The organism is Chryseobacterium sp. (assembly GCF_029240215.1).
GTDB lineage: Bacteria > Bacteroidota > Bacteroidia > Flavobacteriales > Weeksellaceae > Chryseobacterium.
Window position 1 is genome coordinate 596,317 of record NZ_JARBTK010000001.1, and the last position, 26,073, is coordinate 622,389.

Genomic DNA, 26,073 nt, shown 5'->3' on the forward strand with positions numbered 1-26,073 from the left:
TAGAAACCGATTACCAACATGACTATTTTAGATACAATCATAGAAAGAAAAAAACAGGAAATTAAAGAATCAAAATCTAAAATTTCTGTACAGCAACTAACAGATTCAGAATTTTTCAACAGAAAAACGTTATCGTTAAAAGAAACATTAAAGTCCAAATCCGGAATTATTGCTGAATTTAAGAGACAATCTCCGTCAAAAGGAATAATTAATGACATAGTTTCTCCGATAGAAGTTGTTTCTGAGTATGAAAGATTCGGAGCAAGTGCGGTTTCTATTTTGACAGATAAAGATTTTTTTGGAGGAAGTTTTGATGATATTTTAAAAACAAGAAGAGAAATCAACATCCCAATTCTTCGAAAAGATTTTATGATCGATGAATATCAGTTTTATGAAGCAAAAAATATAGGAGCAGATCTTATTTTGTTAATTGCTGCTTGTCTTTCACCTTCTCAGGTTCTAGAGTTCACAGAATTGTCTCATCAATTAGGTCTTGAAGTTTTGTTGGAAATTCATACAGAAGAAGAACTCAAACATTATCACAAAACAGTTGATTTTGTAGGAATTAACAATAGAAATTTAAAAGATTTCAAAGTTGATTTAAAACATTCTGTCAATCTGAAAAATCAGCTTCCAAAAAACGTTTTATCAATTGCAGAAAGCGGAATTTATAATATTGAAGATTTTAATTATCTAAAAGAAAAAGACTTTGACGGATTTTTGATGGGAGAATATTTTATGAAAAACGAAAATCCTGCAAAAGCTTTTGAAGAATTTACAAATAAAATATCATGAAACTCAAAGTTTGCGGCTTAACAAAATTGGATCAGATTCAGGAATTAATTTCGATGAATACAGATTTTCTTGGCTTTATTTTTTATGAAAAATCATCACGATATGTTTTGAATCATTTAAGTTTAGATGAAATTTTAAAAATAAATCATTCAGGAAAAGTCGGAGTTTTTGTTAATGAAAATTTAGATAAATTAATAGAAATTGCAGAAAAGGCAGATTTAAATTTTATTCAGCTTCATGGTGACGAAAATAATGAGTTTATTTCTGAACTAAGGAAAAAACTGAATCCTAAAATTAGAATTATTAAAGTTATCAGAATTGGAAATCAATCTTCCGATGAATTGCAAAAAAACATCAACAGACAACTGTCAACCATCAACTACTTACTTTTCGACACTGATTCAAAAGCGTACGGCGGAACCGGAGAAACATTTAATTGGAATATTTTAAATGAAATTGAAATTCCTATTCCTTATTTTTTAAGCGGCGGAATTTCTTTAGAAAATATCAAAAACATTGAACTCATAAATCAAAAACCTTTTGCATTAGACATCAATTCAAGATTTGAAATGGGACCCGGAAATAAAGATGTAGAAAAAATAAAAAAATTGGTAAATTTATTTCAAAGTCCCAAAGGGACGACTTAACAAAGAATAGGATAAAATCCTATTAAAATATAAAACACAACAGAAAAATGCCACAATCTTTAGTCAAAAACTACATTCATATCATTTTTAGTACAAAATATAGAAATGATTTTATTGATGAGAAAATAGAAACCGAGCTCTTCGCATATATTTCGGCTTTATGTAAAGATTTAGAAAGTCCAGCATTACAAATTGGTGGAAACGATAATCATATTCACATTCTATGTTTATTGTCAAGAAAAATTGCTTTGATGAAATTTGTACAGGAGATAAAAGCAATTTCATCTAAGTGGATTAAGACTAAAGGAAAAAAATATGAAGATTTCTTTTGGCAGGAAGGTTATGGAGCTTTTTCTGTTAGTCCAAATAACATTTTCGTGGTTACAGAATATATTAAAAACCAAAGAGAGCATCATAAAGAATTTGATTTCAAATATGAGATGGTTAATTATTACAAAAAATACAAAATAGATTATGACGAAAAATATATTTGGGATTGATGTCTTTATGATCTCGCTAAATTCATAGGAATAAATTCCTATGCTTTGTTAAATTGTCCCTTTGGGACTTTCTATTATTAAATAAAAAAATATGAATTATAAAAACCCAGATCAAAACGGTTATTACGGAGAATTCGGAGGCGCATTTATCCCCGAAATGTTGTATCCGAACGTGGAAGAACTTCAGAATAATTATTTAAAAATCATAGAATCTGAAGATTTCCAAGATGAATATCAGGATTTGCTTAAAAATTATGTTGGACGTGCTACTCCGCTTTATTTTGCGAAAAATTTAAGTGAAAAATACAATACAAAGATTTATCTGAAAAGAGAAGATCTCAATCATACGGGAGCTCATAAAATCAACAATGCTTTAGGACAGGTTTTGTTAGCAAAACGTCTCGGAAAACACAGAATTATCGCCGAAACCGGAGCCGGACAACATGGTGTTGCTACGGCAACAGCTTGCGCATTGTTAGGTTTGGAATGTATCGTCTACATGGGCGAGGTTGACATTGCAAGACAGGCTCCGAATGTTGGAAGAATGAAGATGTTGGGAGCAACCGTAATTCCTGCAACTTCAGGATCAAAAACTTTGAAGGATGCCGTGAACGAAGCCTTAAGAGATTGGATTAACAACTCAACCACAACTCATTACGTGATCGGAAGTGTTGTAGGACCGCATCCTTTTCCCGATTTGGTGGCGAGATTTCAAAGTGTAATTTCCAAAGAAATTAAAGAACAGCTTTACGGACAAATCGGAAGAGAAAATCCTGATTATGTAATTGCCTGTGTCGGCGGAGGAAGCAATGCAGCGGGAACTTTTTATCATTTTGTAGAGGAAGAAAATGTGAAAATCATTGCTGCAGAAGCAGGAGGTTTTGGAGTAGAATCCGGAAAATCAGCTGCCACTACTTTCCTGGGAACTTTAGGAGTTTTGCATGGAAGTAAAAGTCTGGTCATGCAGACAAAAGACGGACAGGTGGTTGAACCTCATTCAATTTCAGCAGGTTTGGATTATCCGGGAATCGGACCTTTTCATGCCCATTTGTTTAAAGAAAACCGTGCGGAATTTTTCAGCATTAACGATGATGAAGCTTTAGAATCTGCATTTGAACTGACAAAACTGGAAGGAATTATTCCTGCTTTGGAAAGTGCTCATGCGTTGGCAGTTTTAAATAAGAAAAGGTTTAATGAAAATGATATTGTCGTGATCTGTTTGAGCGGACGTGGTGATAAGGATATGGAAACGTACTTAAAAGAAATTAGAAGCTAGATACTAGACATTAGTATACAGCATGAAAAATAACCTCTAAATTCTAAAAAATGAAAAAACTCAATATATACTTCACAGCAGGAATTCCTCAACTGGAAGATACAGCAGAAATTATAAAACTAATTCAGGATTCGGGAGCGGATATGATGGAAATCGGAATGCCGTATTCTGATCCGGTTGCAGACGGACCTGTCATTCAGAAAGCTCACGAACAGGCTTTAAAAAACGGAATGACGATTGAGAAACTATTTTCTCAGCTAAAATCAACTAAAAATGAAATGAAAATTCCGGTAATTTTGATGGGTTATATCAATCCTGTTTTAAGCTTCGGATTTGAAAATTTCTGTAGAGAATGTTCTGAAAGTGGTGTTTCAGGATTGATTATTCCTGATCTTCCACCTATCGAATTCGAAAAAAATTATCAGAAAATTTTAGAAAAATATAATTTAAATTTTACATTTCTGATCACACCTGAAACTTCGGATGATAGAATTCTGTATCTTGATTCTTTGAGTTCAGGGTTTTTATATGCTGTGAGCTCGTCTTCCACAACAGGAAACGAGAATGCAGTTTTAAAAAATGAAGATTACCTTTCTAGAATTGCAGCACTTTCATTAAAAAATCCTGTGATGATCGGTTTTGGAATTAAATCTAAAGAAGATTTCGAAAACGTGACCGAAAAAGCAGACGGCGGAATCATAGGAACTGCATTCGTCAATATTTTGCTGAATGATAAAGATTGGAAGATAAATGCAATAGATTTTATTCATTCAATAAAAAATTAAAAATCACTAAATTTGTCTGTTAATAATTGGAATGAACACACATCAAAATAAAGTCGTAGCATTTGAAGATTTGGGCGTAAAAGATTATCAGTCTTCCTGGGATTATCAGGAAAAACTGATGAAAGAAATCATCGATACCAAAATCAAAAACCGCGACTTACCTGCTGAAGAGCACATTACAACTCCTAACCATTTTCTTTTGGTGGAGCATCCTCACGTTTACACATTAGGCAAAAGCGGACATGAAGAAAATATGCTCGCCGGAATTGATAAATTAAAGGAAATCGATGCTACTTTCGTAAAAGTAAATCGTGGCGGAGACATTACGTATCACGGTTTCGGACAAATTGTGGGTTACCCGATTTTAGATCTTGAAAATTTCTTCACCGATATTCATTTATACATGCGAAATCTTGAAGAAGTTATTATTCGGACTATGGCTGAATTTGGTTTAAAAGGTGAACGCTCACCCGGAGAAACCGGGGTTTGGCTCGATGTAGGAAAACCTTACGCCAGAAAAATTTGTGCGATGGGTGTAAAAGCTTCCCGTTGGGTGACTTTGCATGGTTTTGCTTTTAATGTCAATACCGATATGCGTTATTTTGAATACATTATTCCGTGTGGAATTAAAGATAAACAGGTGACTTCTTTGAAAAGAGAATTGGAAAGAGAATTGACTCAGGAAGAAGTTGAAGATATTAAAATGAAGATCAGAAAGCATTTTGCAGATGTTTTTGTAGCGGAATTGGTGAGTCGATAATTATTTACAATTATGAGTTACGGTCAGATACAATTTGAGCCTGGAATAGAACGAAAAATCAAAATATCTATGGTCATTTTTTTAGTTGTGATTATTGGCTTTTTATATATTCGTGAATCTATTTATGGAGATGAAATTACGAAAGACAGCTTATTAAATATAGAAAGACACACGTCAGTAATCGATCTTTACGATAATAAAGAACAACACAATGCCCCTTATGTAAAATATTCAAATGGCACTAGTAAAATGTTAGAATTTCCTTATCAAATAGGAGATTCAATATCAAAAGATAAAGGAGATTCCATAGAATACATATTCAGAGACCAAGAAATTATCAAAAATAATTTGCTTGAAAATTATCGAAATGATAAATAATGGCTTAAATCTTTTGATAAATATTTTATTACAATTTTAAATAGATTTCATCTAAAATACATTTCTCAAAATTAAATTGCACACAATTTAATTGTTAACTACCTTTGCTTTGTTAATTTGATCAAATAAATATTCTGGTCAAAAAATTTTAAACAGATAAAAAATAACAAACAATGTCGTTAATAGAAAATTTAAACTGGAGACACGCTGTAAAAGCATATGACTCAACAAAAAAAGTATCAGAAGAAGATTTAAATAAAATTTTAGAAGCTGCAAGACTAGCTCCTACTTCATCAGGACTACAACCTTTCCGTGTGATTGTAATAGAAAATCAGGAACTGAAGGAGAAGATGGTAAAAGGTGCATTGAATCCTGAAGTGATGAGAGATTCTTCTCATGTTTTGGTTTTTGCAGCATGGGATAGCTATTCAAACGAAAAGATTGACAAAGTTTATGATCATCATACCGATGTAAGAGATTTGCCGAGAGGGCGTTTTAGCAGCTATACCGATAAAATCAAAGAATTGTATGGTGCTCAAACTCCTGATCAACATTTTGCACATACCGCAAGACAGACTTATATTGCTTTAGGCTTAGCTATGGCTCAGGCTGCAGAATTGAAGATCGATTCTACTCCTGCAGAAGGTTTCAGCAATGAAGTGGTAGACGAAATTTTAGATTTAAGAGAATTGGGTCTGAAGAGCGTAAGTCTTTTATATCTTGGCTACAGAGATCTCGAAAACGACTATCTTTCTCACATGAAGAAAGTAAGAATTCCGATGGAAGAATTTATCATTAGAAAATAGTTTTTTCTTTTCAACATCCTTATTTAATTATGGAAAATCATCCGCCCAAATTAGGAAATCAGCTTTGTTTTCCGCTTTATGTTATCGCAAAGGAAATTACAGGTTTATACCGTCCATTTCTTGATGAGCTGGATATTACCTATTCGCAATATCTTGTGATGATGGTGCTTTGGGAAAAAGATGGATTGACTGTGAATCAAATCGGTGAAAAACTGTATCTCGACAGCGGAACTTTGACTCCGCTTCTGAAAAGACTCGAATCTAAAGGTTTTATCATTCGTAAAAGAAAAAAAGAAGATGAAAGAGTGGTAGAAGTTTTTTTGGATGATGCAGGAAGAAATTTACAACAAAAAGCCTGTGAAATTCCGCAGAAAATGCAGGAAAAACTAAATCTTACAACTGAAGATCTTCTGGAACTGAAAGAAACTGTCGAGAAAATTTTAAACAAAATTCAAAAATAAATGAAAACATTATATACAACCAACGTTACCGCAAAAGGTGGAAGAAACGGACAGGTAAAAAGCGAAAACGGAGTTTTGGATCTTGAGGTGAGAATGCCAAAAGGATTAGGCGGAGCCAATGACGATTACACAAATCCTGAAATGCTTTTTGCAGCAGGATATGCAGCTTGTTTTGACAGCGCCTTAAATTTGATCATCAATAAATCTAAAATTGAAACCGGAGAAACTTCAGTTACCGCAAAAGTAAGCATCGGACAAAATGAAGACGGTGGTTTTGGTTTGGCAGCAGAATTAGATGTGAATATTCCGAGAGTTTCTATTGAAAAGGCTCAGGAATTAACTGAAAAAGCTCATCAGATTTGTCCGTATTCTAATGCTACGAGAAATAATATTGAGGTGAAACTTTCGGTAACGAATAACTAAGATTTTTTTCTTTTTTAATTATATGAATCTGCTTCCTTTGGAGGCAGATTTTTTTGTTTAAGTTGAATAAATTCAGCATTTTTGAAGTTTTATACATAATTCTAATCATATGTATTTCAACATGAATAAAATATTTTCACTAACGATTTCAATGACTTTTTTAATTAGCTGTACTAAGAATGAAATGAACGAAAAAATAGAAGTAAACAAGATATTAAATACTATTTTGAAATATGAATCTAAACGAAATAGTTTCAGAGCAAACCACAAATTTTTAATAAATCCTGAATTTCAAAAATTAAAAATCTATGTTCCAAGTCAAAAAGAGATTTTAGGTGAAGAACCGGGACCTCCTCCATTTTTCAATAAAAATATTATTCATTTATTAGATTTGAAAGGGAGTAAATTTAAAAACAGAAAATCTGATTCATTAAATTTATTAAAACAGAACGTATACATCTTTGATTCCTTAAATATTGATGCTGAAATAAATTCAAACATTCAAATAGCAAATAAACAAGAGATTGATAAGCGAAAAAAGCTGTATCAATTTTCAAATCCAGTATATTTTAATGAAAATTTTGTTTATATCGAAACCATTTATTATGACTCAGTTTTTGGAATTGGTTTTGGATATTTACTTGAAAAGCAAAAAGATGGAAGTTGGATCATAAAAGAGATTACAAATACTTTTATTACCTAAACATCTAGTATAAAAACCAAAATAGTTACCTCGTAACAGAATCACTCCTCTTATAAGCATCCACTTTTATATACTCATCATTCAGTTCCTTTTCTTTTTTATCTGAAATTAAAATTCCGAAAAGATGGTCGATTTCGTGCTGGAAAATCACTGCAGTAAAACCTTCTACAATTTCTGTAAACTTTTGTCCTTTTAAATCTACATATTGTAATTGAATGACCTTGCTTCTGTAAAACTGTCCTCTGAATTCCGGGATTGACAAATCACCTTCCGGTCCGAGATTTTGAAGTTCAGATTTCCATGTGATCACAGGATTTATAAAATATTCCAGCGGTTCTCCTTCTTTATCAAAACGCTGAACCCAGATTACTTTTCTGTTGATTCCGACCTGTGGTGCAGCAATTCCTACTCCACCGTCTGTCGAAAGTAAGGATTCTTTCATTCTTGCTACTAAAACTGCGGTGTTTGGATCGGTAGGATCGATTTCCTTCGACTGATCTAATAATGTTGTATGCTGATGAGAATCTGTCGTTTGAAAAATGGGTAATAATGTTTTAATATCTCCTTGATTGATTAGAGAAATTTCGGTGGAAGTCAGTTTTTGAGCGTTGATAAAACTGACGAAAAATATGAGAAATAAAGAGAGTTTTTTCATTTTTTTGAAATCTTAAACAAATATAGATGTTTTTTAAAACACAAAGTTTGTCATTCCGAATATTACTTTATCAAATTTAATAGGTCTTCGTCATATCGGCAGGAATGATCAGATTAAAATCTGTCGGGATATATTCTTTTTCAGGAATTTTCAATTCAGGATTTTCAGATTCAAAAACGGAGATGACAGCCATTTTCAGGTTGGGATTTTTATGTTTGATATACCAGTAAATTCCGCCAAATTCTTTGCTATGGTAATTTCCATTGTAATGGATGAATGTTTTTCCTGCCTCAAAATTTTTCAGGATAGATTCTGCCATTGTCGCATCCTTCGTTGCCTGAGCAGAAATAAAATTCATCACTTTCGTTCCATCTGCATGTTCACCCATCATGGTTTTCATTTCAGGATAACCGGGTGTGTCTAAAGTTACTTTTATTGGTAGTTGAGCAATATAAGTTTTCTCTTTTTCGCTCAGTTTATTCAATGATTCCAAACCTTCTTTGGCTGTTTGAGAAGCATATCTTCTGGGAATATTGGTTGCGATGAACTTCAGTTTTTTATCTTTGGCAAAATCAACCAAAGGTTTGTAATCTGTGGTAAAATTATTCCAAAGACGGGCAGAATCTTTCAATGTTTTAGCATCAAATTTTCCGCTTAAATAATTGTTCAGTTGAGATTGATTATCTCTTTCAAACATTTCTGCTCCAAGAATGATCTGTCCGTTTTTCTTTGTAAATAATTCCTCGGTGATTTTCAATTGCAGCCAATGATTGATCGAACTGTTGTGATTTTCACCAAAGAAAACAATATCATATTCCGCCAATTCTTTGACCAATTTATCTGTTTTAATTTCTTTTCCTTTTTGATTGTAAAACTGAAAAGCTTTTATATTCTGAGCATTTATAGAACAGAAACTAATCAATAATATGGCGATGAAAATATTTTTCATTTTTAGTCTTTTTAGTCGTTTTTAGTAACCATCATATTTGTTATTCCGTAGTGATTTAGACACTAATCTTTCCAGTTTAATCTCTAATAATCCGGTTTAGATCCCTACGGTATGACAAGCTAAGTGGATCAATGGAAATTTCATGACCCTTTGCTGTTAAGCAAATTTACAATTACTTAAGAAAAAAGCCGCCTTGAAAAAACAAAACGGCCTTTACAAATCAATTATCAATTACTTTTCCAAATCTGCTACAAGATCTTTCCACTCCTGCAATTCAGGGATTCCCGGTTTTCTTTTTCCGAAAAACTGAACGATGAAATCACCTTCTTTGTTGAATACTTCAATTGCTGTTACTTCACCGTCTTCCGTAGGTTTTTTCACGATCCACGCTTCAGCGATTTTAGTTACATCAAGGTGTAAATTAAAATCAGGGTCCATCACGTTAAACCATTGCTGATGCCACATCGTTTTCTTCACTTCACCTGTATGAATCTGGATAATTCCTCTGTTACCCACGAAAATCATGATCGGAAGGTTCTTTTCAGACGCATCTTCCAAAACGTTGACCACTTTTGAAGTCTCCATCTTTTTAGCGTATCCTTCAGGGGCCAATCTCAAAGCCTGAGTTCTTGAAACTCCGAATTTTCTGGTCATCATAAAGAAATCGTGGGTATCTTTCAATTCAGTCCAAGCTTTTTTGAAACCTTCAGCATCAATTTCAGAATCAGCCTTTTCAGGAGCTTTTGGAGCGGCAGCTTCAAATTCGAAAGTTTCGCTTTGGTTTTCAGCTTTAAACTGAGCCACGATCGGATCGAAAGCTTCAACATTGCTATCTTTTGTTAAATATATTTTATGAAGTGCCAAACCGTCTTTTCCGAAGAACTGAAGGCTTTTTCGGTCACCTTCCACTACTGCGAAAGCAAATTTCCAGTGATTCATAAAAATTCTAAGGTCAATATCTTCACCTACAAAAAGCTGGGCATGAGGACTGCTGAAATCGCCGTTCAGATAGGTTCCTTTTCTCTCATGTACACACTCATCATTTCTCGTGAGAGCCATTACTTTGCCTAATTTTTCAACTTCTGTCAAGATGTTGGCAAATTCAGGTTTCAGAACGGTAACTTCTTCACCTACGTTAGTTAATAATAATTCTGCTTCGCTTACACCCAATTGTTCTGCGGCATTTCTTATTCTCAAATGTGGATTTTCTGCTTTAAGAGCTTCCCATTTTTCTTTCAGTTCGTTAACTAATGTGCTCATTATTTTATTTTTTTATGGTTAAAACTGTGTAAATTCTTTTGATTACTTCATCTCCGGTTTTGCTTTTTATTTCTTCTTCTTTTTCGGAGATTTTCATTCTTTTAAAATGACTTTCTGAAATCAATTCTTCCATTTCGTCATTATTATAAAGTTTAAAATTGTATTTGGTGAAAGGTAATTTTTCCATGAAATCACGCTGACTAAAAGTAAGAACAAACGTTCCATTATCTTTTAGAACCCTGTAAACTTCATTTAAATATTCTACAGGTTGTTCCCAGAAATAAACGGTGTTGACTGTAAATATTTTATCAAAAAATTGATCTTCAAAAGGAAGTTTTTCGCCCTCATACAATACAAAATCAGCCTGATCATTAAAATCTTTATTTAATTTTTCAGCTTCATTGTGCATGGTTTCAGAAATATCAATTCCTGTGTATTTTAAGTTTTTAGCTTTCTTTAAAATATTTTTTAGATGACCTGCATTTCCATGACCGATTTCGAGGATATTTTCATTGTCTTCAAGCAAAAGCATTTTGATGCTTTCCAGCGTCATTCCGATATTGGTGGCATTCATCATCTCGCCAATTTCGATTCCTTTTTCACCTTGCGGATTGGCAAGATTTTGTGCTAATATTTTAAGTTGATCTTTTTCCATATTATCCAAAAATTATCATCGGATTTGAGTTAACAGGATGCGGACAAATCGTACAGGGGAAATGATAAGCATTCGTAATATTTTCAGCCGTAAAAACTTCTTCCGGTGTTCCGTACGCCGAAATTTTCCCAGATTTCATCAATAAAATCTTGTCTGCAAACTGGGCTGCCAAATTCAAATCATGTAAAACCACGATTGCCGAATTTTCATTTTGTGTAAATTTTTTGATGATCTCTAAAGCTTTGTACTGATGTTTTATATCTAAATTATTCAAAGGTTCGTCTAAGAAAATCAGTTTTCTTTCAATTTGGTTTTCCACCTGAGCCATGACTCTCGAAAGATGTACCCGCTGTTTTTCACCACCCGACAAAGTATTGTAATCCCGGTCTTTCAAATGATAAACATCGGTTTCGTACAGATGTTTATTCATTGCTTCGAAGTCTTCTTTTCTAGGTTGGGAATCGAAATACGGATAACGTCCCATCATGACTACATCTTTTACCTGCAAAGGAATTTCATTCGAGTTATGCTGAGAAAACTTTGCTTTATGCATTGACAATTCCCGTACTTCCCAAGCTGAAATCTGTTTTTCCTTAAATAAAATCTCTTGTTTTCCCTGTTTTATTTCATTTGCCAAAACACTGAGCAAACTAGACTTTCCGGCTCCGTTGGGACCGACAATCGCTAAAAATTCTCCGTAATTCAAAGAAACATCAACCTCATCAAGAATAAAAAACTCTTTATGCTTATAATTGATATGATTTGCCTTTAACATTAAAGTGATTTTTTAAATTTAATTAAAATAGCAATGAAAATCGGACCTCCAATCAGTGATGTCAAAATACCGATGGGTAATTCTGACGGTGCTACAATGCTTCTGCTGATCGTATCGGCAATTAAAAGTAAAATACTTCCCAAAACTGCTGACAAAGGCAAAATAAATGTATAATTTGATTTAAATAAAAGCCTTAAAATATAGGGTACAATAAGACCTACAAAACCAATCGTCCCGGAAAATGCTACACAGGTTCCTACCATTAAAGAGGTAATTATCACAATCTGTTTCTTTAATCTTTCAACATTGATTCCTAAATGCTGCGCATCTCTTTCTCCCAACATCATTGCATTTAAAGCCTTTCCTTTTGGGAGTAAAATGGTGTATGAAATTGCTATTACAATGGCTAAAACGATGTTTTTCGTCCATGTTGCAGCGGCTAAACTTCCCATATTCCAGAACGTTAAATCTCTTAACTGCTCGTCTTTAGAAATATAAATCAGAAATCCTGTAATTGAAAAACCGATGGATGTAATGGCAACTCCGCTTAACAACATCATGACTACATTGGTTTTCCCTGCACTCGTTGAGATTCTGTAAACCAGCATCATTGCTAATAAAGCTCCTACAAAAGCTGAAATACCCGTCAGTGAAAACTGAACCATTTCAGGAAGATACTGTTTGAAATGCCCTCCTAAAACAATTGCAATTGCCGCAAGTAAAGTTGCTCCGGAAGTTAAACCTATTGCTTCACCGGTTGCCAAAGGATTTTTGAACAATCCCTGCAAACTCGTTCCTGAAACTGCGAGCATACTTCCTACTAAAATCGCCATCATAATTCGTGCTGCACGCACATCCCAAATGACATATTTATCACTTAAGGCTAAATTCGGATCACCTTGAATCAACTGTCCTAAAACCGTAAAGGGTGAAACACCGTTAAAATCGTAAACTCCTACATAAAGTGCCCCGGTTGCCAGAATAATGAGCAACAGGGCACTTGTAATAAAATAAAAGTATAATTTACTTTGTGTTCTCAACTAAAAGTTTGTTTAATGCAACTGCAGCCTCTCCTAATCTTGGACCGAAACCGGAAACCAAACCTCCGTCCATCGCAATAATTTTTTTGTTTTTTCCGGCATTGGTCTGTGAAACACCCGGCATTTTAAGAGCACCTTCGTTTCCGCCTGAACCTTGTAATCCGCTTGTGAAAAAGAATAATACATCAGGATTTGCTTTTACAACTGCTTCCGGAGTCAAAGGTTTGAAATCTTCAAAATCATTGATTGCGTTTTCACCTCCTGCAAGACTGATCAAAGCTGCCATCGGAGTATTTTTCCCTGAAACCATCATCATATTTCCTCTTGCATAGATGAACAATACCTTTGGTTTCTTAGCAATCGGCTGTACCTGCTTTAAATCTGCATCGATTTTATCGTTTAGTTTCTGATAATCTGTATTACCTATAGCTTTTGCAACATCAGCGATTAGTTTTTTGGTTCCATCAACAGAAAATTCCTGTTTGAATAATTCAGTTTTGATCCCTGAAGCTTTGATTTTCCCTAACAAATCCGGATTAATATCTTTATCTGAAGCTAAAATTAAAGTAGGGCTTACAGCCATAATCGGCTCAATAGTCATTGATCTTACGTGACCTAAATCTTTAGCGGTAGCTTTCAGACTCTCAGGATAAGTGCTTGTAACATCTGTAGCAACAATTTCGCTTTCGTGTCCCAAAGCTGCGACAATCTCTGTAATTCCTCCACTTAGAGAAACAATTTTATTATTGGTTTTCGGAGTTTCAGAAGAAACTTCCGTTTTATTTTCAGTTGGTTTTGAAGTTTCTTTTTTACAAGAATATACTGCTGCAAGTACAGAAACTGCAAGAATGAATTTTTTCATGTTTTACTTATTATTTGATTATTTCTATAAAGGTTTGTATTCAAATTGGGGTCTTCCTCTTTCTCCTGCGGTGTTGGTCAATCTCGTAAATCGTAATTTAAAATAGAAACCTTCAGGATCTTTGATGACATAAAAACGGTCACCATATACTTCGAGACCATTGGTCCCGACAGGGTTTCTCCAGTTTGCACCGATTACTCTCTGATCGTCGTGAATAAATTTAGACTGATCAATATCTGAAGTTTTGAAATTTGTATAGGCTTCAACTCCCGAAGATGTTGATGGAACGATAATTTCGTAAGCAGCTGCTCCACCTACATTATTAATCGTTACAAAATCAGCATAAATGTAACTTCCGGCTCCTGTGATTGTGTTTGTAAATACAGTAAAACAGATATCCCATTTCTTTTTTTCAGGTTGAATAAAAACTTCTTTGTTGTTCTTTAAGCTTACAAAGTTATAGTTATAAGCAGTATTTTTATTGACACTTAGTTCTTTATGAGTAGCTGAATTAAGTTCAGCATATTTCACTTTATATCCTGTAGCTGTTCTTGATATCTGAACTTTCATCCAACCTCTACTGTCTCCACCTGTTGCTACTGAACCTGTTGGTACCGTTCCCGAATAAATTTCTTTACCCATGTTGACCAAATAGATTGCGTTATCAGATTCGTTTGCTTTGATGTCTTCAATTGCTGTGTATCCTGAAGGAAAATTACCTTTTACATCATCAATATAAGCAACGTTTGAAGGATTAAAATCAGCAACCTGAACCTGAGTTTTTAATGTCGCCACACTTGCTTCTGTTACCAGATCTATATTGGTAGCATTAGGAATTTTACCTGCCGCCATCATGATGGATGAGTTTAAAACCACTTTAAATTCGTTTCCTGAATATAATGCAAGATCCCAATCGGTTCTTTTCGTAAGGATTTCTGTGTCTGTACCCAAATCAAACCAAACCTGATTTGGCTGGGTAGCACCTCCCACATCAGGATCAACTCTCGATCCGTCTGAAGGTGGTACTGCTATGGGGTCTTCGTTGTCATTTATACATGATTGAGAAATAAAAGAAGTGCCTATCAATAAGCAAAATAGTATTTTTTTCATTTTCAATTTATTTAAAAAGTATAATTTAATCTGGCAAAATAACTTCTGCCATAGAATAGATTTTGTTGGTCTTGTGGTCCGTTATGACTATTTCCAGCCTGCACAGTGTTTCTGATGCTCGTCACATCAAAAATATTTTTAATTCCTAAACTAACTTCGAAATGATTTTTAAAAAACGGCTGACTTAGTGTGAAATTCAGCATATTAAAGTCACCAATTTCTCCTAAAATATATTGTCCCGGATCTTTTGGATCCTGAGCATTGGTTTTCAAAGTATATTTTCTCTGTTCGCCAGTATATTTATAATAAAGGGCAAATAAAGTTTTAGTGTAGGGTAAGGTATAGTTAGCTGCCAAATTGGCTTCGGTATAGAAATTATAATCATCAGGTGAAGAAATATTTCCTGAATTTAAAGACTGTGAAATTCCCATTACCGAAACTCCTGCGTTGAGTGATAAATCTCCTTTTCTTACATTGATACCACCTCCGAATAATAATGATTTGTAATTATCAACATTTAAAAAAGTGATTTGTAAAGGACTGTTATTAATTACAACATCTTCAATTCTGTTTTTCACATCAAGATACATTCCTGAAGCACTGAAATTAAACTTCCAATCGTTTGATAAAGTTGTGGCATAATCCCAGAATATACTTCCTGAATACCCTATTTCCGGCTTAAGGCTTTCGTTCCCTCTGATATCATGATTGTTATCTACTACAAAAGTATAAAGCTCATCATAGGTCGGAAATCTGTTGGCAGTACCAAAAACGGCACGAATATCTGATTTTTCTGATGTTTTGAATCTGAAAGTTGTAGAATAATTATATTGAGAATCAAATCTATCACTTAGCGCCAATCTTACACCGGGACGGAATGAAAACCAATCAACAACATTCCATTCTGCGGAAAGGAAATTTGCATAGTTGAAGATTAATCTTTCAATGCTTCTTCCATTATTATTGCTTTCAAAAGTAGTTGCGTCGGCAAAGCCTTTGGTTCTGTCTAATTCGTAACCAAGCTGAAAATTGATTTTTTCACTATTTAAAAAGTTACTGAACATCCCTCTTGAGTATAGAACATCAGATTTATAGAAAGTAATTTCCGGCTCTCTTGAAATCTCTTTCCTGTTTGGAACATCGTAAAGATAATCCTGAGATTTTCTTTCCTGAGTCTGATAAGAAAAATCACCGTTGTAATTGATTCTTCCCAATTTGGTCTGAATATTAAACTGATGAATCCAGCGTTGTGTATTGTAATCTATATCTTCAGAAGTATAGGTTCTGTTTCCAGCGCCAAGATATTCTTCAACAACTAAAGGATTGTAGTAGTTTATTTTTTCTGTTAGAAAATTTAGCTTATAAAAAAAGCTTGTGTGCCCTTTACCATATCTGATGGTTCCGTTGGTTGTAAGCATATCTTTGGGCTGCCATTCATAACCGCGTTTTCCGTCGTTATTTTCGCTGAAATACTTATAGCCGTTCAGAATTCCCTTATATCCCTGAAAATCATTATGATTAATATCTGCTGTCACAGACCAGTTATCGTTTATTCTATAGCCAAGGTTTAAAGATTGCAAATGACGACCATTACCCTTTTTGAACCAGTCGTAATCTTTACCTACAGTTTCTTCCTGTAAAGAAGCAATCGCTGTAAACTTTTTTCCATAATTTTTCTTGGTAATAATATTGATAACTCCAGCTACGGCATTATTACCATATTCCACGCCCATTGATCCTTTTACTACTTCAATTCTTTCAATATTGTTGACATTGATTTTGGTAAGATCAACCAAATTTCCCATTCCTTCATCACTTACAACGGGAATATTATCAATCAGGATTTTTGTGTATTCACCACTCAATCCCATGATATTCGCACTTGAATTTCCCGAACCTCTGCTTGGTTCTATTAAGATATTAAGATTCTGATTAAGAACTTCTGCAACGTTTGTTACCGCCATATTTTTAATCTGCTGTGCATCAATTACCTCAACCTTATAAATAGATTTATCAATAGACTGCTGCATATATTGCCCAGTAATAACAACCTCTTCTATTTTCTTCTGGTTAAGAGAATCTTTTTCCTGTGCATTGATCCAAAAAATAGCTGATAATGACACGATTGAAAGCACTTTCTTCTTCATAAACTCAAAAATTTTCGACAAATATAGTGCTTTATTTAGAACAATTAAAAATAATTAGAATTTTGTCACATGTTTTTTTGCAAGAGCACGATGATAACACAATACTGATAATGATAACTTCTATTTGGAAAATTCTTACGTAATAATTTTTAGTCCAATTTTGGTTAAAATGAAAAAAACAAAATAAAAATCATTGTTTTATTTAGAACAATTAAAAACAAATGTTTAATTTTGCGTCATAATTAAATAATAGAAAAAATGAAATTAAAATTACTTTTTGCAGCTCTAGCTTTTTCTGCTATTACTGCACAAGCTCAAGTAGCTACAATTAATCAGAACTTCAACACTTTTACTGCGGGAAACACTACTTTTCCTCAGAATGGATGGTCTGCAGTTTTACCGACACCGACAGGTAATCCTGGTCCGATGATGATTGTATTTAACGATACAGCTAATTCTAATCAATATATTCAATCTTACTCAGGAGCTAATGTGAGTACCCCACAATATTTGGTATCCCCACAAATTACAGTTCCTACAGGAAATAAGAGCATCAGTTTCAAAGCCAGAAAAAATACGGCTTCTGCACCGGTTATGATTCAGGTTGGTCTTGCTTCAAGCCCAACTGATATGACTACATTTGTGGGATTGGGAACTGCGACAATGCTAACTACAGATACTTTTCAAAATTTCACTATAGCAGTTCCAAGTTCATCATCTTCATATTTGGTATTCAGAACAGTAAGTGCTGTTGCTGCACCTCACACAGCTGTAGATATTGATGATGTCGTATATGATCTGACTTCTGTTTTGGGAACTTCAGATGTTTTAAAAGCTACAGACAACACCAAATTCGCCATCAACGCAGAAAACACAGCACTCCAATTCGTAGGTAAAGTACAACCTAAGAATCTAGAAATTTATTCTGCAGAAGGACAAAAAGTTGCTTCAGGAAAAGTTGACAACAGTCTTTTTGATATCACTAATCTTCAGACAGGAGTTTATTATATTCTTATTGAAACTACAGAAGGTAAAGCTGTGAAATCTAAATTTATCAAGAAATAATTCAATTATTTAAAATAATTCAAAAGCTGATTACAAATTGTAATCAGCTTTTTTATTTATAAAAATTTATTAATCAACATATTATTAATTAAATTTAATATAAAAGTGATAAAAATAAGACAAATGTCATGTTTTTATTTAGACTGATTAAAAATAAATACTTAGTTTTGTAGAATAATTCTAAATAAGAAATCCATTATGAAGACAAAACTACTTTTAGCTTCTTTATTTGCTTTAACAGTTCAACAGACTGTTTTATCACAAACTGATGCAAACGGATACACTTCTGTAAATTTAACGACAGGAGCAAATTATCAAAATCGTGTATTTTTTGATTTTAGTGCAAATAATATTGTTTCACAACCTGCAAATACTTGGGATGTTGCGTTCTATAGAAATTCATCAATGAGTTTCGGAACAAGAATCAATGATGCTCAAAATATAGAAGTTTATGAAGCTTCAAATGTAGCAACCAACTGGGACAATATCAATATTGCCAATATTGCTTCCTGGGGCGCACCGCTTTATAATCCGGATGCAACAACGACACTTCAGGACGGTGCTTTCGAACAAGGATCTGCACCTTACGGATGGGGATCTTACAATCCAGGAAATCATCATATTGAAGGAAATGTCATTTTTGTTTTAAAATATTTATCTACGGGAGAATACATCAAATTTATGATTCAGGATTATTTTGGAGGATATACTTTCAAATATTCTAAATGGAATGCTACATCTTCTACTTGGGATGCAACCCAAACTAAAACGATTGCAAACGGAACTGACGATGCATTCTTTAATTACTTCTCTTTTACAACGGGTGATAAAGTTGCTAATCTTGAACCTCCAAAAGCAGACTGGGATCTTATGTTCACAAGATATTGGTCATTTTATGCCAATATTATGATGTACAGATTATCAGGAGTTATCCAGAGTCCAAACGTAACAATCGCAAAAGTACAGCCTGAAACTCAGGAAACTTCAGCCGCAACTTTACCTGCAACAACAGCATTTTCAAGCAATATTACAACAATAGGACACACTTGGAAACCAACAACAGGAGTTTACAGCGATGTAGTTTATTATGTGAAGCAAGGAAGCACTTATTACAGAATGTATTTCACACAAAATGGTGGAGCTACGACAGGTAATATGTATTTTAAATATAAAAACATTACTTCAGTTTTAGATGTAACTGAGGTGAGTAAAAAAGCATCTTTCGGGATCTATCCAAATCCTACGACTGCAGACAAAAGAGTTACTGTATTATTTGATGTAAAAGAAAAATCAAGTAACAGAGGAAATGTAGAAGTATATGACCTTACCGGAAAAAAAGTTTATAATGCCGAATTGACCAATCAAGAAGGCTTCTATAAACAAGATTTAAACTTATCTCATCTTCAATCAGGAAACTATATTGTAAAAATCACGTATGGTGGAAGCACAGAAACAAAAAAATTAATTGTAAAATAAATGAAGTGAATGGTAAATCAGCATTCTGCTGTCAATGGTGAATTTTAAAATTAACGATTGTCTACTATTCACAATTAAAATTAATACTTTCTATTTTTTCTAAAAGGCAGTTTCAAAAATGATGAAACTGCCTTTGCATTTTTTGAAGCTATTGAGTAAATTAATAAACCTTAAATCCCTTATAAACCTGAATGCTACTTGTCATAATTTTTGAGGCATCTTTTCTGAAATTCAACAAATGATCTGTTCCGTTGTGATGATTGTGGTGTTCTACACTTTCCCAAAGTTCCGTCAGGAAAAAAGTTCCCTTCTGCTCATTATCTTCTATCAAATCATACTGAAGACAACCCTCTTCCTTTCTTGTCTCTCTCACCAATGTCTGGAAAAGTTCAACCGCTTCCATCAGATAACTTTCGTTAAACTTGAAGAGCGCAACAATGTGTAAATTCATGCTTTATTTTTAGGGTGTAAATGTAAATAATTTCGCTGCTTATTTTAAGTTTAGATCCTAAAATTTCTTTAATAAAGATAAAGTTTTTTATTAAAATACAGATTTATAAATCGTTATTGAGCTCATTACAATTACTAATATTCCGATCACAATAAACATTTTTTTTACGGGCAGTTTTGCTGTAAGCATTGCCGAAAACGGAGCGGTTACAATTCCGCCAATCAAAAGTCCTAAAATAATGTTCCAGTGCTGAATTCCTAATGTAAAAATAAAGGTAATTGCCGCCGTAATCGTGAGAATAAATTTGGCAACCGTAGAACTTCCGACCGCAAATCGTGGTGTAAAACTATTCTTAATCAAAGTTCCGGTAACTAAAGGTCCCCATCCTCCGCCTGCAAAAGAATCGATAAAACCACCGATCAATCCTAATCTTGTTAAGTTTGTTTTCTTTTTTAAAGATTTATTCTGTTTTGGCTTAAAAGCATTCGATAAGATCTGAAAACCTAAATATAAAGTGTAAAAAGCGATAATAGTTTTTGTAATTTTCGAATAATATTCTCCAACATAAGTGAGACATAATGCTCCGATAATGGCACCGATGACTGCAGGAATTGCCAGTTTTTTCACCAGACTTTTACTTACATTTTTCAGTTTAATATGACTGATGCTTCCTGCAGCTGTGGTAAAACTTTCTGCTGAATGAATACTCGCACTCACGATATGCGGAGGAATGTTTAGGAACAAAAGTGTCGTTGTACAAATGACACCATATCCCATTCCCATCGATCCGGCAACGATTTCCGCTAAAAACCCAACCAACAGCATCCAGTAAAATATGTAATTATCTTTTGCTAAAATATTTAAAAGCTCATCAAGATAGCCCATTTCATACATCGAAAAAACCACAATAAATAATATTGCGAGCGTGATTAACAAAATGTTTAATCTTATCTGAACTTTTCTTGTAATTACCATACTATAGAATCATTACCGCACCTACTGTAGAATTACTCGTTTCATCAATGAGAATTGCATTTCCTGTAGATTTACTTTTTTCAAAACTGTCAAAAACCAATGGTGAAGCAGTTTTCATACGAACTTTCACAACTTCATTCAGTTTTATGCTTTCTTCAGTGGGCGTTTTTTCTAATGTATTCACATCAATTTTATATTCAATTTCTTTGACAATTGCTTTCAGAGTTTTGCTTTTATGCTGAATAAAATATTTATTTCCTTCCATCAGTTCTTTTTTATCAAGCCAGCAAACAATAGCTTCAAACTCATTTTCAACTTTGGGATGACTGTCTGTTTTAACTATAAAATCACCGCGACTGATGTCGATATCATCTTCAATATGCAGAACTGCAGGTTGATTGGTAAAGACAAAATCAACTTCTTGACCTCCTGTTTCAATTTTTGAAATTTTACTTTGAATGTTTTGTGGAAGAATAGTAATCTCGTCCCCTTTTTTATAAATTCCTGAAATTACTTCTCCGGCATAACCTCTGTAATCATGCAGTTCATCGGTTTGTGGACGAATCACGTACTGAACCTGAAATCTCGGATGATCAACATCTTTATTTTCAGCAATTTCCACAGTTTCCAGGAAATCTAAAAGTGTAGAACCCTTATACCAATCGGTTTTAGAAGATTTATCCACAATATTATCTCCATGAAAGGCAGAAATCGGGAAATAACTGACGTTTTCCAGACCTAATTTCTGTGCTACCAATTCATATTGAGCTTTAATATCATTATAAATTTCTTCGGAATAATCAACCAAATCCATTTTATTAATAGCAATCACAACATTTTTCATCTTCAGCAATGAAGCAATAATTGAATGCCTTCTGGTCTGTTCAATCACGCCCTGTCTTGCATCAATCAGAATCACAATGAGTTGTGAATTTGAAGCTCCCGTAATCATATTTCTGGTGTATTGAATATGTCCCGGAGCATCTGCAATGATAAATTTCCTTTTTGGTGTCGAAAAATATCGGTAAGCAACGTCGATGGTAATTCCCTGCTCTCTTTCCGCTCTCAATCCGTCGGTAAGAATTGCAAGGTCAACACCATTTTCGTTTTTGTTTTTTGACTGTTTTTCTAAAGCTTCAAGCTGATCAATCAGTATATTTTTACTGTCATACAGAAGTCTTCCGATCAGGGTACTTTTCCCGTCGTCTACACTTCCCGCAGTGATAAATCTTAATATGTCCACGTTAATTTTAGTTATAAGTTGTGAGTGTTAAATGATGAGTTGTGAAAGCTTACTGCTTATTACTTAAAAATACCCTCCTTTTTTTCGGTCTTCCATTGCAGCTTCCGTCACTTTATCATCGATTCGGGTTTCCCCTCTTTCTGAAATTTTTGAGGCGGTAATTTCTGTCACAACCTCATCCAAAGTTTCGGCTGAACTTTCAACTGCTGCAGTACAAGTCATATCTCCTACGGTTCTGTATCGTACTTTCTTATTTACAATTTTATCATTTTCATCAATCTGAATAAAATCCGAAACCGCAATTAATTGTCCATCATATTCTATCACGTCACGATCATGAGCAAAATAAATAGATGGCAACTGAATATTCTCTTTTTTAATATAATTCCAGACATCAAGTTCCGTCCAGTTCGAAATCGGGAACACTCTTACATTTTCACCTTTATTAATTCTTCCGTTGTAGATATTCCACAATTCCGGACGTTGTAATTTCGGATCCCATTGTCCGAACTCGTCACGAACAGAGAAAAAACGTTCTTTTGCTCTGGCTTTTTCTTCGTCTCTTCTCGCACCACCAATACAGGCATCAAACTGAAATTCTTCAATCGTATCTAATAAAGTATGGGTTTGCAGCCAGTTTCTTGAGGCAAATTTTCCTTTGGGTTCGGTTAAATTTTTAGCTTTAATGGTATCTTCAACTTTTCTTACAATCAGTTCGGCGCCTATACTTTCAGCATAATAATCTCTGAACTGCAATGCTTCCGGGAAATTGTGTCCCGTATCGATATGCACCAGCGGAAACGGGATTTTCATTGGAGCAAAAGCTTTTTTAGCCAAATGTACCAATGTGATCGAATCTTTTCCGCCACTGAATAGCAAAGCCGGTTTCTCAAACTGCGCTGCAATTTCGCGCATAATATAAATACTTTCGGCTTCCAGCTGTTCCAGATAGTCTAGTTTATATGTACTCATTTTTATTTCTGAAAAATTTGAATTAATGTGTATGCAGACCGCATTCTTTTTGTGAACTTTCCCACCACCAACGTCCGGCACGAGGATTTTCGCCTTCTTCGATCGCTCTTGTACAAGGTTGACAGCCAACGCTGATGAATCCTTTTTTGTGTAAAGTCAGTTCCTGAACTTTATTTTGTTCAAGATAATTTAAAACTTCCTGATAAGACCAATCGATTAAAGGATTGTATTTAAAAAGCTTTCGGTCTTCGTCCCATTCAATGATCGGCATATTTTCACGATTTTCGGATTGTTCGGAACGAAGTCCGGTGATCCAGACTTTTGCCCCTTCCAAAGCACGGTTCAGAGGTTTTACTTTTCTGATGAAACAGCATTCTTTTCTGTTTTCTATCGAATGATAAAAAGCGTTGATACCTTTTTCATTCACATATTTTTCAACATCAGAAACTTCGGGAAAATAAACTTCTGTTTTGATTTTATATCGAGAATTGTTCTGTGAAAGTAAATCGTAATGCTCATAAAAAAGTCTTCCGGTATCTAAAGTGAAAACCTTTATAGGCAAATGATTATTAAAAATCATATCGGTAATGACCTGATCTTCCTGACCAAGCGATGTGGAAAATACAACTCCTTCCGGCAATTTTTGTGAAATAAATTTCAGTCCGTCAAGTGGTGAAAGATGTTTTAATATCTCTGCATCTTCTTTTGAAATCATAGTTTATTCATTTGAAGTAATGCAAATATCAGATAAAATAATTATCCTACCAAATAAGTAGACTTATAAAGTCAAAATTTAGAATTTATTTAATCGATTAAGTCAAGAAGTGTTTTTTCTTCCAAAATCTTTAAAGAAGCATCTCTCACTTCGATCAAAACATCATGCAGACTACAATGATCTTCGTTACAATCTGCACATTTTTCATAGAAATTGAGACTTACACAAGGAAGCAATGCAATCGGACCGTTTACGAGACGAATAATCTTCGCAAGCTTTACGTCTTCAGGGTTTTCTTTAAAAAAATATCCGCCGCCTTTTCCTTTTTTACTGTCGAGAATGTCTGCTTTTTTAAGTTCAAGTAAAATATTTTCAAGGAATTTTAACGGAATTTTTTTGTGCTCGGCGATTTCAGAAATAAGAACAGGACCTCCATTTCTTTTTTCTACAAGATATGAAAGTGCCTTAAACGCATATTGAGATTTCTTTGACAGCATTACAGCAAAAGTAAGAAAATTGTTTTAATTGTATAAAATTGAATTTTAGAAGGTGGGAAGTTCGGGTCAGAAGTAATTTCTATTATAAAACTTCGGTCTTTGGTCTCCAAACATCTCACCAAATTTCTTAAATTTGTTTATATGTTCAGTAAACAGGAAGCACAGCAGTTAAAAAAAGAATTTTGGACGGCATTCGGAAAGTCATTTCCCAGAAAATGGATTTTGTACGATACAAAAGTCAAAGATTTTTCGTTCAAATTTAATGCTGAAAGCAAAAAGGCAGAAGTTTCTTTAGACATCGAAATGAGAGATGAAATCTATCGAGATGCGTACTATAATAAGATCTGGTCGCTTGAAGATATTCTGAAAGATTATATTGGTGATTTTCATAAAGAAGAATTTTATACTTTGGAAAACGGAAAAGTCATCAGCAGAATCTGGGTAGAAAAAGACGGAGTTTCTGTTCTTAACAAAAATACATGGCAGCAAATTTTTGAATTTTTTGTAGAGAAAATGGATGGCTTTGAAAGGTTTTATTATGAATATGAGGACTTTATAAAAGATGTTTAAATATGAAAATCAGATATTGTTGGAGGTGTAGAATGGATGTTCCTATGCTGGATTCTGAAGAAGGAGAAATTGCTTCGAAATTATTATCTGAAGGATTTCAGGAAGCAAAAAAATTGAGGAAACCTCCACGTTTTAGCAAATTACTTAGTTATTATAAAGATGTAACAGGTTTTGAAGAGACAAATCCTAATGCAATTATGCATCATTTTATTGATATGTATGGTCCTGATTGTGAAAACTGTGGAAAACCTTATCGAACAGAAACGGCAACTTTTTGTCCAAAATGTGGTAATAAAAGAAAATTGTAGTTCATCACTTTTTACCAAATGACAAATCCTAAAAAATCAACTTTTCTTACCTTGCCCTCATGAAAGAACTTTTTGATTTTATCCTACGATTTGGAAACCTCAACCAACAGCAAATTAATTTTATCGCCAGTAAAGCAGCAGAAATAAATCTTTCAAAAGAAGAATATTTTTCTGAAGCCGGAAAAATATCAAGACAAGTTGCATTTGTCGTTGATGGAATTATGCGGGTTTGCTATTACGATAACAAAGGTGAAGAAATCACAAAATATTTCATTGAAGAAAATAATCTGGTCGTAGATCTCGAAAGTTTTGATAATGAAATTCCCTCCAGCTCTTATGTTCAGGCGGTTACTGATTGTAAGTTGATTGTTTTTCAGAGAAAAGACTGGTTAGAATTACTACAAACTATTGTTGGTTGGGAAGCCATTGTTCATAAAATAATTTCAAGAGCATTGCTTCAAAAAGTAGAAAGAAGAAGTCCGCTTGTTTCTGAAGATGCTAAAACACGTTATCTGAAGTTTCTGGAAATTTACCCTAATGTAGTCAACCGCATTCCGCTTTCATATATTGCTTCCTATTTAGGGATTACGCAATCTTCACTAAGTCGGATCAGGAAAAATATTGGTAAGGTTTAGACATCAGATTTCTGGCTTTGCCTATTTGAAACTTTAATTGATTTGCTTATTAATTTATCAACAAACAAAATGTATTAATTTCAAAAACTTCTAATTCTCCCCGATCAAACTTCCAACTCATCATCGCTTTTTGTCATTTGGCAAATGTTATCTTATTAAATTGGCGGACTTTTACACCA

General features: G+C 33.8%; 31 protein-coding genes. 16 read left to right on the forward strand and 15 right to left on the reverse strand.

Translation table 11 applies throughout. The features are described 5' to 3' along the window. Positions 1-18: 18 nt before the first annotated feature. From trpC to K0R77_RS02705, 11 genes are all read left to right on the forward strand, one after another. Positions 19-795, forward strand: coding sequence for an indole-3-glycerol phosphate synthase TrpC (trpC, locus tag K0R77_RS02655; protein ID WP_300347032.1), 777 nt, complete (start codon positions 19-21; stop codon positions 793-795). Beyond that, positions 792-1,442: a phosphoribosylanthranilate isomerase gene (locus K0R77_RS02660; RefSeq protein WP_300347035.1), complete on the forward strand. Its 651-nt coding sequence runs from the start codon at positions 792-794 to the stop codon at positions 1,440-1,442. Before trpC ends, K0R77_RS02660 begins: the two co-directional genes overlap by 4 nt. Before the next feature lie 47 nt (positions 1,443-1,489). Next, a complete protein-coding gene (gene tnpA / locus K0R77_RS02665) occupies positions 1,490-1,942 on the forward strand; it encodes an IS200/IS605 family transposase (protein ID WP_300347038.1) in 453 nt (150 codons plus the stop codon). 91 nt (positions 1,943-2,033) lie between these two features. Beyond that, a complete protein-coding gene (gene trpB / locus K0R77_RS02670) occupies positions 2,034-3,218 on the forward strand; it encodes a tryptophan synthase subunit beta (protein ID WP_300347041.1) in 1,185 nt (394 codons plus the stop codon). 50 nt (positions 3,219-3,268) lie between these two features. Then, complete coding sequence (gene trpA / locus K0R77_RS02675) at positions 3,269-4,003, forward strand: tryptophan synthase subunit alpha (protein ID WP_300347044.1); 735 nt, start codon at positions 3,269-3,271, stop codon at positions 4,001-4,003. A gap of 31 nt (positions 4,004-4,034) precedes the next feature. Further along, positions 4,035-4,763: a lipoyl(octanoyl) transferase LipB gene (gene lipB / locus K0R77_RS02680; protein WP_300347047.1), complete on the forward strand. Its 729-nt coding sequence runs from the start codon at positions 4,035-4,037 to the stop codon at positions 4,761-4,763. Between the two features lie 12 nt (positions 4,764-4,775). Next, entirely contained in the window at positions 4,776-5,141 is a 366-nt protein-coding gene (locus tag K0R77_RS02685; protein ID WP_300347050.1) for a hypothetical protein, read from the forward strand. Between the two features lie 173 nt (positions 5,142-5,314). Beyond that, entirely contained in the window at positions 5,315-5,947 is a 633-nt protein-coding gene (locus tag K0R77_RS02690; RefSeq protein ID WP_300347053.1) for an NAD(P)H-dependent oxidoreductase, read from the forward strand. Between the two features lie 29 nt (positions 5,948-5,976). Then, positions 5,977-6,408, forward strand: a complete 432-nt coding sequence (locus K0R77_RS02695) for a MarR family winged helix-turn-helix transcriptional regulator (RefSeq protein ID WP_300347056.1) — start codon at positions 5,977-5,979, stop codon at positions 6,406-6,408. After that, on the forward strand, positions 6,409-6,831 hold the full coding sequence (locus tag K0R77_RS02700) for an organic hydroperoxide resistance protein (protein ID WP_300347059.1): 423 nt from the start codon (positions 6,409-6,411) through the stop codon (positions 6,829-6,831). A 184-nt stretch (positions 6,832-7,015) separates the two neighbouring features. Continuing rightward, complete coding sequence (locus K0R77_RS02705) at positions 7,016-7,534, forward strand: hypothetical protein (protein ID WP_300347061.1); 519 nt, start codon at positions 7,016-7,018, stop codon at positions 7,532-7,534. Positions 7,535-7,559: 25 nt separating this feature from the next. On the opposite strand, the gene def is transcribed toward K0R77_RS02705, so the two are convergent. The 9 genes from def to K0R77_RS02750 all read right to left on the reverse strand — a co-directional run bounded on the left by def (position 7,560) and on the right by K0R77_RS02750 (position 16,987). Further along, a complete protein-coding gene (gene def, locus K0R77_RS02710) occupies positions 7,560-8,189 on the reverse strand; it encodes a peptide deformylase (RefSeq protein ID WP_300347064.1) in 630 nt (209 codons plus the stop codon). A 76-nt stretch (positions 8,190-8,265) separates the two neighbouring features. Then, positions 8,266-9,138: a ChaN family lipoprotein gene (locus K0R77_RS02715; protein ID WP_300347067.1), complete on the reverse strand. Its 873-nt coding sequence runs from the start codon at positions 9,136-9,138 to the stop codon at positions 8,266-8,268. A gap of 231 nt (positions 9,139-9,369) precedes the next feature. Further along, positions 9,370-10,398, reverse strand: coding sequence for a ChuX/HutX family heme-like substrate-binding protein (locus K0R77_RS02720; protein WP_300347070.1), 1,029 nt, complete (start codon positions 10,396-10,398; stop codon positions 9,370-9,372). 4 nt (positions 10,399-10,402) lie between these two features. Continuing rightward, entirely contained in the window at positions 10,403-11,053 is a 651-nt protein-coding gene (locus tag K0R77_RS02725) for a class I SAM-dependent methyltransferase (protein ID WP_300347073.1), read from the reverse strand. A 1-nt stretch (position 11,054) separates the two neighbouring features. After that, positions 11,055-11,828, reverse strand: a complete 774-nt coding sequence (locus K0R77_RS02730) for a heme ABC transporter ATP-binding protein (protein ID WP_300347076.1) — start codon at positions 11,826-11,828, stop codon at positions 11,055-11,057. After that, a complete protein-coding gene (locus K0R77_RS02735) occupies positions 11,828-12,868 on the reverse strand; it encodes an iron ABC transporter permease (protein WP_300347078.1) in 1,041 nt (346 codons plus the stop codon). The genes K0R77_RS02730 and K0R77_RS02735 overlap by 1 nt, the downstream gene beginning before the upstream one ends. After that, complete coding sequence (locus K0R77_RS02740) at positions 12,852-13,730, reverse strand: hemin ABC transporter substrate-binding protein (protein ID WP_300347081.1); 879 nt, start codon at positions 13,728-13,730, stop codon at positions 12,852-12,854. The genes K0R77_RS02735 and K0R77_RS02740 overlap by 17 nt, the downstream gene beginning before the upstream one ends. A gap of 24 nt (positions 13,731-13,754) precedes the next feature. Continuing rightward, positions 13,755-14,840, reverse strand: coding sequence for an HmuY family protein (locus tag K0R77_RS02745; RefSeq protein WP_300347085.1), 1,086 nt, complete (start codon positions 14,838-14,840; stop codon positions 13,755-13,757). A gap of 11 nt (positions 14,841-14,851) precedes the next feature. Next, positions 14,852-16,987, reverse strand: coding sequence for a TonB-dependent siderophore receptor (locus K0R77_RS02750; RefSeq protein ID WP_300347088.1), 2,136 nt, complete (start codon positions 16,985-16,987; stop codon positions 14,852-14,854). 258 nt (positions 16,988-17,245) lie between these two features. Between K0R77_RS02750 and K0R77_RS02755 the strand changes: the two genes are divergently transcribed. Together K0R77_RS02755 and K0R77_RS02760 are read left to right on the forward strand one after the other, a co-directional pair. Beyond that, the gene (locus K0R77_RS02755) at positions 17,246-18,052 is read left to right on the forward strand and encodes a T9SS type A sorting domain-containing protein (protein ID WP_300347091.1); all 807 of its coding nucleotides are present in this window, start codon (positions 17,246-17,248) and stop codon (positions 18,050-18,052) included. A 198-nt stretch (positions 18,053-18,250) separates the two neighbouring features. Beyond that, a complete protein-coding gene (locus K0R77_RS02760; RefSeq protein WP_300347093.1) occupies positions 18,251-19,528 on the forward strand; it encodes a T9SS type A sorting domain-containing protein in 1,278 nt (425 codons plus the stop codon). A 160-nt stretch (positions 19,529-19,688) separates the two neighbouring features. On the opposite strand, the gene K0R77_RS02765 is transcribed toward K0R77_RS02760, so the two are convergent. The 6 genes from K0R77_RS02765 to K0R77_RS02790 form a co-directional block, all read right to left on the reverse strand. After that, positions 19,689-19,979, reverse strand: a complete 291-nt coding sequence (locus K0R77_RS02765) for a putative quinol monooxygenase (protein WP_300347095.1) — start codon at positions 19,977-19,979, stop codon at positions 19,689-19,691. Between the two features lie 90 nt (positions 19,980-20,069). Beyond that, positions 20,070-20,915 (reverse strand): sulfite exporter TauE/SafE family protein, encoded by an 846-nt coding sequence (locus K0R77_RS02770; RefSeq protein ID WP_300347097.1) that lies wholly within the window; start codon positions 20,913-20,915, stop codon positions 20,070-20,072. A 40-nt stretch (positions 20,916-20,955) separates the two neighbouring features. Then, on the reverse strand, positions 20,956-22,197 hold the full coding sequence (locus tag K0R77_RS02775; RefSeq protein ID WP_300347099.1) for a GTP-binding protein: 1,242 nt from the start codon (positions 22,195-22,197) through the stop codon (positions 20,956-20,958). 63 nt (positions 22,198-22,260) lie between these two features. Continuing rightward, positions 22,261-23,169, reverse strand: a complete 909-nt coding sequence (cysD, locus tag K0R77_RS02780; protein ID WP_300347102.1) for a sulfate adenylyltransferase subunit CysD — start codon at positions 23,167-23,169, stop codon at positions 22,261-22,263. Between the two features lie 22 nt (positions 23,170-23,191). Next, entirely contained in the window at positions 23,192-23,884 is a 693-nt protein-coding gene (locus tag K0R77_RS02785; RefSeq protein WP_300347104.1) for a phosphoadenylyl-sulfate reductase, read from the reverse strand. 89 nt (positions 23,885-23,973) lie between these two features. Next, positions 23,974-24,381, reverse strand: coding sequence for an Rrf2 family transcriptional regulator (locus tag K0R77_RS02790; RefSeq protein WP_300347107.1), 408 nt, complete (start codon positions 24,379-24,381; stop codon positions 23,974-23,976). A gap of 141 nt (positions 24,382-24,522) precedes the next feature. On the opposite strand from K0R77_RS02790, the gene K0R77_RS02795 reads away from it, so the two are divergent. The 3 genes from K0R77_RS02795 to K0R77_RS02805 are packed head-to-tail and all read left to right on the forward strand — an operon-like array spanning position 24,523 to position 25,894. Further along, positions 24,523-24,951: a DUF4268 domain-containing protein gene (locus tag K0R77_RS02795; RefSeq protein WP_300347109.1), complete on the forward strand. Its 429-nt coding sequence runs from the start codon at positions 24,523-24,525 to the stop codon at positions 24,949-24,951. 32 nt (positions 24,952-24,983) lie between these two features. Then, a complete protein-coding gene (locus tag K0R77_RS02800; protein WP_300347112.1) occupies positions 24,984-25,259 on the forward strand; it encodes a zinc ribbon domain-containing protein in 276 nt (91 codons plus the stop codon). Between the two features lie 59 nt (positions 25,260-25,318). Further along, complete coding sequence (locus K0R77_RS02805) at positions 25,319-25,894, forward strand: Crp/Fnr family transcriptional regulator (protein ID WP_300347116.1); 576 nt, start codon at positions 25,319-25,321, stop codon at positions 25,892-25,894. The last annotated feature ends 179 nt before the right edge of the window (positions 25,895-26,073 follow it).

What these genes read in the sequence shown, in the direction of transcription:
- trpC (WP_300347032.1), top strand. Translation starts at nt 19, where the DNA reads ATGACTATTTTAGATACAATCATAGAAAGAAAAAAACAGGAAATTAAA.
- K0R77_RS02660 (WP_300347035.1), top strand. Translation starts at nt 792, where the DNA reads ATGAAACTCAAAGTTTGCGGCTTAACAAAATTGGATCAGATTCAGGAA.
- tnpA (WP_300347038.1), top strand. Translation starts at nt 1,490, where the DNA reads ATGCCACAATCTTTAGTCAAAAACTACATTCATATCATTTTTAGTACA.
- trpB (WP_300347041.1), top strand. Translation starts at nt 2,034, where the DNA reads ATGAATTATAAAAACCCAGATCAAAACGGTTATTACGGAGAATTCGGA.
- trpA (WP_300347044.1), top strand. Translation starts at nt 3,269, where the DNA reads ATGAAAAAACTCAATATATACTTCACAGCAGGAATTCCTCAACTGGAA.
- lipB (WP_300347047.1), top strand. Translation starts at nt 4,035, where the DNA reads ATGAACACACATCAAAATAAAGTCGTAGCATTTGAAGATTTGGGCGTA.
- K0R77_RS02685 (WP_300347050.1), top strand. Translation starts at nt 4,776, where the DNA reads ATGAGTTACGGTCAGATACAATTTGAGCCTGGAATAGAACGAAAAATC.
- K0R77_RS02690 (WP_300347053.1), top strand. Translation starts at nt 5,315, where the DNA reads ATGTCGTTAATAGAAAATTTAAACTGGAGACACGCTGTAAAAGCATAT.
- K0R77_RS02695 (WP_300347056.1), top strand. Translation starts at nt 5,977, where the DNA reads ATGGAAAATCATCCGCCCAAATTAGGAAATCAGCTTTGTTTTCCGCTT.
- K0R77_RS02700 (WP_300347059.1), top strand. Translation starts at nt 6,409, where the DNA reads ATGAAAACATTATATACAACCAACGTTACCGCAAAAGGTGGAAGAAAC.
- K0R77_RS02705 (WP_300347061.1), top strand. Translation starts at nt 7,016, where the DNA reads ATGAACGAAAAAATAGAAGTAAACAAGATATTAAATACTATTTTGAAA.
- def (WP_300347064.1), bottom strand. Translation starts at nt 8,189, where the DNA reads ATGAAAAAACTCTCTTTATTTCTCATATTTTTCGTCAGTTTTATCAAC.
- K0R77_RS02715 (WP_300347067.1), bottom strand. Translation starts at nt 9,138, where the DNA reads ATGAAAAATATTTTCATCGCCATATTATTGATTAGTTTCTGTTCTATA.
- K0R77_RS02720 (WP_300347070.1), bottom strand. Translation starts at nt 10,398, where the DNA reads ATGAGCACATTAGTTAACGAACTGAAAGAAAAATGGGAAGCTCTTAAA.
- K0R77_RS02725 (WP_300347073.1), bottom strand. Translation starts at nt 11,053, where the DNA reads ATGGAAAAAGATCAACTTAAAATATTAGCACAAAATCTTGCCAATCCG.
- K0R77_RS02730 (WP_300347076.1), bottom strand. Translation starts at nt 11,828, where the DNA reads ATGTTAAAGGCAAATCATATCAATTATAAGCATAAAGAGTTTTTTATT.
- K0R77_RS02740 (WP_300347081.1), bottom strand. Translation starts at nt 13,730, where the DNA reads ATGAAAAAATTCATTCTTGCAGTTTCTGTACTTGCAGCAGTATATTCT.
- K0R77_RS02745 (WP_300347085.1), bottom strand. Translation starts at nt 14,840, where the DNA reads ATGAAAAAAATACTATTTTGCTTATTGATAGGCACTTCTTTTATTTCT.
- K0R77_RS02750 (WP_300347088.1), bottom strand. Translation starts at nt 16,987, where the DNA reads ATGAAGAAGAAAGTGCTTTCAATCGTGTCATTATCAGCTATTTTTTGG.
- K0R77_RS02755 (WP_300347091.1), top strand. Translation starts at nt 17,246, where the DNA reads ATGAAATTAAAATTACTTTTTGCAGCTCTAGCTTTTTCTGCTATTACT.
- K0R77_RS02760 (WP_300347093.1), top strand. Translation starts at nt 18,251, where the DNA reads ATGAAGACAAAACTACTTTTAGCTTCTTTATTTGCTTTAACAGTTCAA.
- K0R77_RS02765 (WP_300347095.1), bottom strand. Translation starts at nt 19,979, where the DNA reads ATGAATTTACACATTGTTGCGCTCTTCAAGTTTAACGAAAGTTATCTG.
- cysD (WP_300347102.1), bottom strand. Translation starts at nt 23,169, where the DNA reads ATGAGTACATATAAACTAGACTATCTGGAACAGCTGGAAGCCGAAAGT.
- K0R77_RS02785 (WP_300347104.1), bottom strand. Translation starts at nt 23,884, where the DNA reads ATGATTTCAAAAGAAGATGCAGAGATATTAAAACATCTTTCACCACTT.
- K0R77_RS02790 (WP_300347107.1), bottom strand. Translation starts at nt 24,381, where the DNA reads ATGCTGTCAAAGAAATCTCAATATGCGTTTAAGGCACTTTCATATCTT.
- K0R77_RS02795 (WP_300347109.1), top strand. Translation starts at nt 24,523, where the DNA reads ATGTTCAGTAAACAGGAAGCACAGCAGTTAAAAAAAGAATTTTGGACG.
- K0R77_RS02800 (WP_300347112.1), top strand. Translation starts at nt 24,984, where the DNA reads ATGGATGTTCCTATGCTGGATTCTGAAGAAGGAGAAATTGCTTCGAAA.
- K0R77_RS02805 (WP_300347116.1), top strand. Translation starts at nt 25,319, where the DNA reads ATGAAAGAACTTTTTGATTTTATCCTACGATTTGGAAACCTCAACCAA.